This is a genomic window from Ezakiella sp. (assembly GCF_034180565.1).
In the GTDB taxonomy this organism is placed as follows: Bacteria; Bacillota; Clostridia; order Tissierellales; family Peptoniphilaceae; genus Ezakiella.
Genome location: NZ_JAXFOB010000028.1, coordinates 36060 through 46392, shown reverse-complemented (window position 1 = coordinate 46392; position 10333 = coordinate 36060). Strand labels below are relative to the sequence as shown.

The following is a 10333-nucleotide window of genomic DNA, read 5'->3' as shown; positions in this document are numbered from 1 at the left end:
GTGGATAAATAATTATCGAAATATTACATATAATGATAAAAACTAAATATAAATTTAGAGTAATAAAATTAAAATAGTCTATAAAATAATAATATCAAAATAAACAAAATATATATTGATAAAAGAGTAAAAACACAAGATAAACAAAGAGAAAAGCTATGGTAAAGTTATTAAAAAATTGGGTATATATAACTAATTGCAAAAGAAATAAATCATAAGAAATATTTCTTAGTGCAATAATATTAAAAAGAAAGGAGGGGAGAAAAATGAACAAGAAATTAAAAGTAGTGATCTTATCGATTTTTGTTGCGATTTTTATGTTCGGAACAAAAGAGATTTTTGCTCAAATTGATGACGAAACAAATGTGAACGTCGTCGAAAATTCTAATCTTTCTCCCGATGAAGAAGGAGAGGAAACAAAGAGTAATGCTGAACCGATTAAAGACAATGGTGATGGCGAAGAGGTTTTAGAAGGTGAAGAGAATAAAGACGGTGAAGAAAATAAAACTCCCGTTTTAAATGCTGCACCAAAAGCCGGGGAAAGTGAAACATCTGAACCTGTAACAGGCGAAGAACCGAAAGGTGACGGTACAAAAGAACCGAAACCGAAGGAACCAAAACCGGAAGAAACACCGAAAGAATCTAACCCGGAAGAATCTAAACCGGAAAAAGAAACACCGGAAGAGGAAACACCGGAAGAAGAAACACCGGAAGAAGAATCAAAACCTGAAGAAGAAACACCGAAAGGGCCGGAAATCGATCCTAATGCAGACAAAGATTTAAGTGAATTGAAAGCTCAAATCGATGCTGAAAAGGATGATAAGAAAAAAGCTGAGCTTCAAAAGGAATACAATGAAAAGTATTTGGAAAAAGTTGAAGCGGATGGAAAAGAAAAGCTCGACAAAGAGGTTGTGAATAGTTTTACCGACTCGAAGAGAAACGGTCAATATAAGGAGATTCAAGAGCTTTACGACAAGATTCAATCTGACAGGCGAGATGGAAAATTGAATCAGGAAGACATTGATAAACTCAATAAACTTCTTGGAGAATTCAATCCGCCGAGAAAATTGACAGATGAAGAAAAGAAAGCTAAGGATGATTTCAATAAGGACTATGAAATCCCGCGTGTCAAAGAAGCAGAGAACGATGTCTTTAAAAAATATGAGGCGACAAGACAGGCTTTAAAAGATGCTTTGGATCCTGAAAAAGATGGTGTAACGCCGGAAGAACTGAAAAAGCGTCAAAAGGCTTATAAAGAAGCAAAGGATGCTTTGGATGCAGCGATAGATAAAGGAGAAATTACTCCTCAATACACAAACGGGCAACCTGAAATCAAAGTGTATCCATTGGATGGAAGCACTGCAGGTCCTGAGCTTAAAGATAAAGACGAGACCTACTACATTCCGGACAATACAAGCGCAAATCTTTTGATTGAAGTAAGGAAAGATGATGGTGGAGACTTTACTTTTACCATCAAACCAAATAAAACGGATAAAAAGATTCCGGATGCAGTCCTTAAAGATCTTGTAAGAACCAAAGATGGAAAAGGATTCACTCTTAAAGATAATGGCGACGGCACATATTCATTTACTACAAGCGATAAATTTACAATTGCTCAAATTGAAATGAATTTGCCGGCATTTAAAGCGGCATTCCATGAAGGTTTTGAAATCGAAATGAATGCGGGAAAGCAAAAAGTAACCAAAAAATTCCTCATTACTAAAAAAGGTTTTGACGATGCAAACATCGGAACAATCGGAACGGAAGATCAGAAAAAGCCGGAAGAAATTGATGCGGGCGATACGACCGACGGAGTTGTGGACAAAAACACAAAGAAAGTTTTTGATATTTTTACATTTATCAAACAAACAGACGGATACATTGACAATGTCATTGTAAACTCCAATAACGGCGAAACATTGCCGCTGTCTTATGTGGAAATCAAGATTAAACTTCCGGAATACCCGGAATACAATGAAAGTTTTGCTAAATATCTTTATAAATCCGGACTTGAATATCAAGACAACAAGGATGGAAGTTACACCTTAAAACTTAGAATGGAAAGTATAGGTGGAAATCTTAAGAAAGATGAAGACGGCAATCTTATTTATAACGGAGAAAAACTTACCAAAGCGGAACTCAAGGATAAAATCTTGGAAGAAGCAGGAAAGAAAGTTTATGTTGATGAAAAAGGCGAAACTCATGATGTTATTACAGAAGAATATTATGAAATAACTGATGACGAAGGTAATGTAACATTCGTAGTAAAAGACGGCAAACTTTATAAAAAGAATGCCGACGGAACAGATGAATGGGTTGAAGAATTTAAAGATGGAAAGCTTAAAAAGGAAGGCACAACATATATCTTTAATGACGGAAAACTTATTTCTTACGAAGAGGAAAAAGATGTCTATGAAGGAAATGTTTCCAATAAAGATGATGAAGCAGACATTGACGTCACACCGACTTTTAAAGGCGACCAAATCATTGTAAAAGATGGCGATAAAGATGTTTATGGCGGAACCGTTATTGAAGACGGAATATTCGATGAAAAGAATAAATATACCGGAAAGAATAGTTCTGACAAAGAATATAAAGGTTTCGAAATAGCTTATGTTGATGAGAACGGTAAAATTCTAAAAGATAATGAAGGAAATGTAATAGTAAATCCTACAGAAGAACAAAAGAAAAATCTAAAAGAAGTCAAAAATGCTGTGTTCAACAAAGCAGAATATATCGTAGCCGGTCTCAAATACAAAAAAGGCCTTGTCTTGATTGACAAGTTCGGAAATGTTTTGGATGATATCGAAGTAAAAAAAGCATCTGAAAAATATACTTTCAAAAAAGGCAAAGAAACAAAGGAAACTGACGGAACAAATCTAAAAGTCGAAAAAGGCAAAAAATTTGTTAATAGCGACAATTCTATTATCACTGATGAAAAGGAATATGAGGGCATTGTCGGAAAATATTATTTTGACGGCAAAAAATTTGTCGGAATTAAAGACGACGATAAAGGCTTGGTAGGCAAAAAGTTCTACACACATTTCAAAACTTTAGACGCAGTTTTCAAAATCGTCGACTCTTATAAAAACGGCGACAAGAATGAACCTATTGAAGAAGGTACAGAAGTTTACCATGGAAGCATAAAACCTGAAGATTATGTAACCGTTGGAGGAAACACTTATGTTAAGAGAACTTCAAAAGAAGGTTTTGAATATTATGTAAACGTCAATGAAACAGAAAAAGTTTACGTATTGTCATTAAACAATTTCGGAAGAGTTGTTCAAATTCTTAAAGATGACAAGGGCAATGAATATGAAAAGCTGACGGATGAAACAGACATCTACGAAGCGGTAAAGAATGCGAAATTCCAAATTAAATTCCCGGGCTTCCTAGCTGGGGAAAAGGTTGTTTACAAACTTCATGCGGATATAGCTGCAAAATATTTAGTACCGAACAAGGCTTTTGATCATGAAGAAAAAGAAAGCGACGAAAATCCAAGATTTATCGAAACATCTATTTTTAAGAACGAAAAGGGCGAAGAAGCTCAAACAAAATCTGTCGACAAATACTTTACTTTAAAGATTAAGGAAGGTACTCCAGTGTCATTCTTCAAGAATCCGCCGAAGGAACTTCTTGAAAGTCCGGACTACAATTTCTTTAATATATTCTATCGCGAAGAAAGTGACCAAAAAACAAGAGACGAGTATATCGAATATTTGTTGGGACTTGACAGAAAAGACGATAATAACAAAAAAGATATTTTGATTCTCGATAAGATTCAATCTGAACTCGGAAGACTTTATGACGGAGCAAAATTTGCTTTAAATGACAAGAAAGAATTAGTAATTCTTGATAAAGAAGGCAAAGAAACAAAGATTGAACGTTCTCTACTTTGGGAAGTCGGATTCAACAATCCGGGCGGAGCATTGTTCCCTGAAAATAAAGACGAAAGCATCGTAGTTACAGATTCGAATATGGACAATCGTCTTGTTTATGATGAAATCATCGTAAATGACAAAAAAACAATCTGGGAAAAAGCTAAAGAAGATTGGGAAAATGCTGAAAAAGCTAAGAAGAAAAAGGATGAAAATTACAAAGAAAAAGCGTTTGAAGGAACGGAAGAATATTTCTTTATTGATCAAATAAAAGAAATTCAATTCGGCGTAAATTCATTCTATACCAAAAAAATCTTTACAGCTGCAGAAGATGGTTTCACATTAACTTCTGAAAAGATTCTGGAAGCACTTGGTGACAAGAAATCAGTTGAAATTGAACAAAACGGAATCAAGTACCAAATTACTCGTGACACAGTCAAGGGACAAATTAGAATTAAAGTTTTGAACGCTTTCTATAAAAAGGTTGAAAATGACAAAACTCATAAATTCGAAAGTCCGGTACAAGAAAAGTATCAAAACGATATTAAAGACGCGATTGATGAAGCAAAGAAACTTGACGCAACTTCAACAGATAGTTTAAAAAGTTCTTTTGATAAACTTGTTAAAAAGCTATATTCAAAAGATTGTTACAATGTATTAAACAAAAAATTCAAATCAATGATTGAGGCTTTGACAGGTGAAGGTCAAGAATTAAATGCTGAGCTTACAAAAATCAAAGACTCAATTATTAAAGAAATTAAAAAAGCTGAACTCGGATATCTTGATAACAGCAAAGGCGATTACAAATTTGACGATTTCAGATTCAATGCAATCAGGTTTATATTTAATCAGAATACCGTTATCGGCGGGGCAACGGAAAAGGTAAAGACCAAAAAAATCGGCATCACATCCGTTATCATTCCTGAAATTGACATCCCATACACCGACGAATTCGGAAATGCTTTGACCAACAAGGACAAATATGTCCAAGAAGCGATTGGAAAAATCAAGACTGAAAAGAAATTGTCGGATGAACAATTTAAGAAACAAATGCGAGATGAAGATTTCTTTAGAGAAGTCATGGCTGAAGCTTACGGAAGAGTTAATGAAAAGATTACATCTAAAGAAATTGAAATCAAACCTCTTGTAACTGTAAACGAAGACGAAGAATACGGTCGTGGCAAATACACTGTTACTCTTGGAAAAGACTTAGATTTTAAAGACTTAGCTCCTATTCTTGATTCAAAGGGACAACCGTTAAATCCGTACTATATAGTGGACAAAGATGGTAATGTAACAAAGATTGAAGACAAGATTACGAATGAAAAAGTCAAGAAATCAGAAGCATACAAAGAACTCGTAAACAGCCCGATAGACATTGCGGGATATTATATGAGTAAGCTTGGTTACAACCGTGCAATGTATGGAAACAAGGCAAACTTTTTCTTGATTGGCGGCAATTCGGATTCTGCAATTTTCGGAAACGAAGACGGCTGGAAGAAGAAAATCTGTCGTCACGGAATTTTAGGTCATTGTATTGAAACTGCAGGAAGCGACGGAAGTTCTAAGCCAAAAGAAGGCGAAGATGAAGCTCAAGAAGAAATGGAAGCGGAATCTGAATTTGAATTGACCTATGAGCCAACACCAAAAACTCCAGATGAAGAAAATCCGAAAGTTGACAAAAAGTCGGATACCGACAAGGTGAATGTCAGCGAAGACACCGACAAGAAAGTCGACTTCACAATTGACGTGACTGTGGACAAGATGAAGAAAGACCAAAAAGAACTTGAAGATGCGTTGAAAGGTGAAAAATCAGAAATTAATAAAGATGATTACACCACAGACGGATACTACAAATACAACAACGGTTTAATCATCGATATCCTACCTGATATTTTTGAATTTACAAAAGATTCAACAGTTACTGTTGAAGTAAATGACGGAATTTATGCAAACGGTGCAAATAAAACACTCGATATTGAGAAATTTAAAAACGGTATCGAATATGTTTATACTGAAGATGTTAAAGCTTATTTAGCTAAACTTGAAAAAACAGATGCCGACAAGGCAAAAGTTCTAAGAGCAGCTCTCGGTGAAAATATCAAAGACGGACAAAGAGCGATACTTGCTTGGTTACCTTATTTTGAAGCACCGCACGGCTCAAAGAATCAAATGAAATTAAAAATCACAAATCTTCTTGTAAACAAGGAAAAGTATAAGGAAAGCGAAGATAACAACAACCAAGGTCAACCTTATACAAATAAGGGCGGTTTTGGAAATGAAGCAGAATTCCTTTTCGGTACAAAAACTATTACCATTACCGACGGTCATAATGCAAATGTCAACAAGTACTTGCAACTCTTGGATAAAGACGGCAAAGTTATTAATAAAGACGAAGCCGGCGAATGGTTTAAGGGCTCGGCAACACTGAAATTCGGTGACAAGTTCAACTACAAGATTAAATACTATCTCGACAACAAGGGACTTATCAACACCGGATTTGAGCAAACGGATACGGAATGGCAACTTGAAGACTTGTTTAATGGCAACAAAGGATTACGTCCTGTACTAAGAGATTTTGTTGAAGAAAAGGATGGATTTACAGTCAAATACAAAGTTGGAGATGAATTCTATTCAAAAGCTGAAATGCAAAAACAAAATATCAGTCTTGCAAAAGTCGAAGGCATTAAAATCAATCCACCGGAAACAGGATTCCCATACAATGAATCGAGAGAATTCATTCTTCCGATGATGATTCCGGAACTCGATGCACGAATCGAAAACGGAAAAGTTATATACACCGGAACAGACGGCAAAGATGTTGTTCTCGGCGATGCAAAAGACTTCTTTAACCTTGACAATTTGACAGACAAAGACAAAAATATGTACTTTGAAAACAAGGTTGATAAGTCAAATACCGTTACTGTTTATCTTGAAAAAGAAAGATTTATAAAACTTTTCAAGGAATTCTTTGAAGCAAATGGCGAAGAAATCAAGAAAGACAGACCGGAAGTTCAATTTGATATTTGGCAAATTGTTAAAGATGAAGACGGCGAAGTTGTCGAAAGAATTAAACTCGACAAAGGTCTTACTTTAAACGAAAAGAATAAATTTGTCGATCAAGTAAATCACTTACCATTATTCAAGAGAATTGAAGAAGTTGATGAAAAAGGAAAAGTAACTGTTAAGATTCTTTCATACACCTATGAAGTGGAAGAACAACAAATAGACGGTTACACAGGAAAAGTATTTAAGTTTGATGAAAAGGATGCTCTCGGTTTTGTATTGAAGGCTGAAAACTACAAGAAGCCGAACAATCCACCGGAAGAACCTGAAGAACCTGAAGAACCTGAAGAACCGGAAGAACCTGAAGAGCCGGAAGAACCTGAAGAACCGGAAGAACCTGAAGAACCGGGCAAACCTGAAGAACCGGATAAACCTGAAGAACCGGATGAACCGATAAATCCAAACGAACCGAATCAACCGGGTTACCCTGGAAGACCGGGTGAACCGAATTTGCCGAAGACAGGCGTTAAATTAGAAATGATGAATATTTGGCTCGGATTTATTATGCTTCTCGGACTTTGCGTTCTCAAGAAAAAATTATATGTAAAGTAAGTGAGTGAAAGTGAAGTTTAAAAAGACTCTTATAAACATTTTAATAGTCATCGTATCGATATTTCTTGCATACGAAATTTATTCGCTCATAAAGCTCAAGCGAGATGAAAAAATCGGTGCGGAAACTTACTCGAAAATTCGAGAAATATCTTTTGATGTTTCGAGCGAGAAAAAGATTTCCAAAATCGACGAAGATAAGTTTGAGCAGTCGAACGGCCCCGATTTTGACAAGCTGAGGAACATAAACAATGAGATTGTTTTATGGATAAAGTCGGATGAGGGGCACATCGACTATCCCGTCGTAAAGACCGACAACAATACAAAGTATTTGTACACGGGCGCTGACGGAAAGAGAAATATCGTGGGTTCGATTTTTATGGACTACCGAAACGAAGATGCGCATGATCCTTTTGTGATGATTTACGGTCACATGATGGAGGATGAGAGTATGTTTGCAACATTAAACGAGTTTAAGGCAAAGCCGAAGTTTGACGGTTTTACTTTTTACACGGACGGCAAAAGTTTTAAAACAAAAGCCGTGCTCTCGGCGCTCATTTCGGGCGATGAATATATTAATCCGAGGGATTATGACGATTTTAACAAGCGCAAAGAGTTTTACGACACGATTCGAAAGAATGCACTTTACGACGCAAATTACAATTTAAAAGAAGAGGACAGAATCGTAAATCTTGTTACTTGCTCGTACGAGCGAAAGAATTTGAGACTTGTCGTGGTGACGATAGTTACCGCAGATTCTGCCTCAGGTTTCGAGGATTGATTCGAACAACAAAAAGCAGGTTTTGATGCCTGCTTTTTTTATGCGCAAAAAAATGGAGCCCGATTTGGACTCCATCTCTTATTTTACTTCCATGATAACGGTTTCGCCTGCTGTTGCAGCGCCCGTTATTTTTTTTATTTCTCTGTTTTCTGCGTCCATCACGACGATAGGGGTGTCAATTTTTTTGCCGTTTTCTTCGATTTTTTGAAGGTCGACTTTTAAAATTACGTCGCCGTGTTTAACTGTGTCGCCAACTTTTTTGATTTTTGTAAATCCTTCGCCCTTCAGTTCGACCGTGTCCATTCCGACGTGAACGAGAATTTCCGTGTCGCCGTTTTTGATTGAAAAGGCGTGTCCCGTTTCGAAGAATTGTGTTATTTCTCCGTCCATCGGTGCGAGCACATCCATCGATTCAGGAATTATAGCAACGCCGTCGCCGACCATTTTTTGTGAGAAAACAGGGTCGTCGATTTCGGTTATGTCAACTACATTTCCGTTCATCGGAGCGTAGATTTTTATTGCTTTTTTAAATAGTCCGAGCATTATGACATCTTCACCATTTCATCATATACAAATTGTACTTGTGGGCCAACTACAACTTGGATGGATTTTGCGTCCGGTTTTATGAGTCCGGATGCACCGGATGATTTAATTTGTGCGTCATTTACTTTTGTCGGGTCATTTACGGTTGCTCTTATTCTTGTTGTGCAATAGTCGAAAGATGAGATATTTTCGATTCCGCCGAGACCTGCAATGATTGTTTCAGCTTGTTTTCTAAATTTGTCATTGCCTGATTTTGCAGATGTAACCTTTGCAGTTTTAACTGTTTCGGCAGTGTCATCTTCTCTTCCCGGAGTTTTGAGGTCCATTTTCTTTATGAAAAGTCTGAACACAACAAAGTAAATAACAAATGCAACTAAACCCATGAGCATCAATAGCCACGGTTTATTTGCAACCGGGTTTTTAAGTGAGAGTATAAAGTCAACTGCACCAGCGGAGAATCCGAAGCCTGCCGTTGATTTCAAGAGTGTTGCGACTGCAAGTGAGATACCTGTTAAAATTGAGTGAACGAGGTATAGAACAGGAGCGAGGAACATGAATGAGAATTCAAGAGGTTCTGTAACACCTGTTGCGAATGATGCGATCGCACCTGCCAAAAGAACGCCCATTGCTTCTTTTTTCTTTTCAGGTTTTGCACATGTGTACATTGCGAGTGCTGCTGCAGGAAGTCCGAACATCATGATCGGGAAGAATCCTGCTTGATACATTCCTGTTACACCTTTTACAGCTGTTCCTGCTTCAAGAGCTTGTGCTCCATTTAGGAAGTTTGTAAGGTCGCCGATACCGATTATGTCGAACCAAAATACCGAGTTTAATGCGTGGTGTAGACCGAACGGAATCAAAAGTCTGTTGAAGAATCCGAAGAGTCCTGCGCCGAGTGCGCCGAGTCCGATCATCCAGTTACCGAATTTTACAAGTCCTGCGAAAACAACAGGCCATACGAAGTAGAGAATGATTGATACGAAGATCATGATGAATGATGCAACGATCGGGGTCATTCTTCTACCGCTGAAGAATGCAAGAGCATCCGGTAATTTTTTGTCATAGAACTTGTTGTAGCTGAACGCTCCGACGAGTCCCGATAAAATTCCGGTCAATGCATTTTCGACTACAGCAAAACCAAGTTCGTTTGAAATGTATTTCATTTGGTCAGCATAGTCGGCAGCGTTTGCATCAAGACCTTTAAGCATTGCAACTGTTCCAGGGTTTAAAATTTGCTTTAACACGAGGAATGAAACAAGTCCCGCAAGAGCAGCGGCTCCGTTGTTGTCTTTTGAAAGGCCGTATGCAATACCTGCTGCGAATATAATAGGAATATTATCTAAAATTGCTGTGCCTGATTTGATAAGAATGGCTGCAAGCTTGTTTGAACCGCCCCAGCCGACCGGGTCAATCCAATAGCCGATGCCGACCAAAAGTGCAGCTATAGGAAGAACTGCTACAGGTTGCATCATGGCTTTGCCTAGTTTTTGTAGGTTTTTCATAGAAACCCTCCTTT

The 10333-nt window shown here is 37.2% G+C and carries 4 protein-coding genes; 2 read left to right on the top strand and 2 right to left on the bottom strand.

Annotated features, from left to right (window positions below):
- Window positions 1–266: 266 nt before the first annotated feature.
- Window positions 267–7496, top strand: a complete 7230-nt coding sequence (locus SPI61_RS05830; RefSeq protein WP_321137181.1) for a hypothetical protein — start codon at window positions 267–269, stop codon at window positions 7494–7496.
- Between the two features lie 10 nt (window positions 7497–7506).
- Entirely contained in the window at window positions 7507–8274 is a 768-nt protein-coding gene (locus SPI61_RS05825; protein WP_321137180.1) for a class B sortase, read from the top strand.
- A gap of 78 nt (window positions 8275–8352) precedes the next feature.
- On the opposite strand, the gene SPI61_RS05820 is transcribed toward SPI61_RS05825, so the two are convergent.
- Window positions 8353–8817, bottom strand: coding sequence for a PTS glucose transporter subunit IIA (locus SPI61_RS05820; protein ID WP_321137179.1), 465 nt, complete (start codon window positions 8815–8817; stop codon window positions 8353–8355).
- On the bottom strand, window positions 8817–10319 hold the full coding sequence (gene nagE / locus SPI61_RS05815) for an N-acetylglucosamine-specific PTS transporter subunit IIBC (RefSeq protein ID WP_321137178.1): 1503 nt from the start codon (window positions 10317–10319) through the stop codon (window positions 8817–8819). Before nagE ends, SPI61_RS05820 begins: the two co-directional genes overlap by 1 nt.
- Between the last annotated feature and the right edge of the window lie 14 nt (window positions 10320–10333).

Excerpts from the sequence above, each read along its gene's own strand:
- SPI61_RS05830 (WP_321137181.1), top strand. The coding sequence starts at position 267 with ATGAACAAGAAATTAAAAGTAGTGATCTTATCGATTTTTGTTGCGATT.
- SPI61_RS05820 (WP_321137179.1), bottom strand. The coding sequence starts at position 8,817 with ATGCTCGGACTATTTAAAAAAGCAATAAAAATCTACGCTCCGATGAAC.
- nagE (WP_321137178.1), bottom strand. The coding sequence starts at position 10,319 with ATGAAAAACCTACAAAAACTAGGCAAAGCCATGATGCAACCTGTAGCA.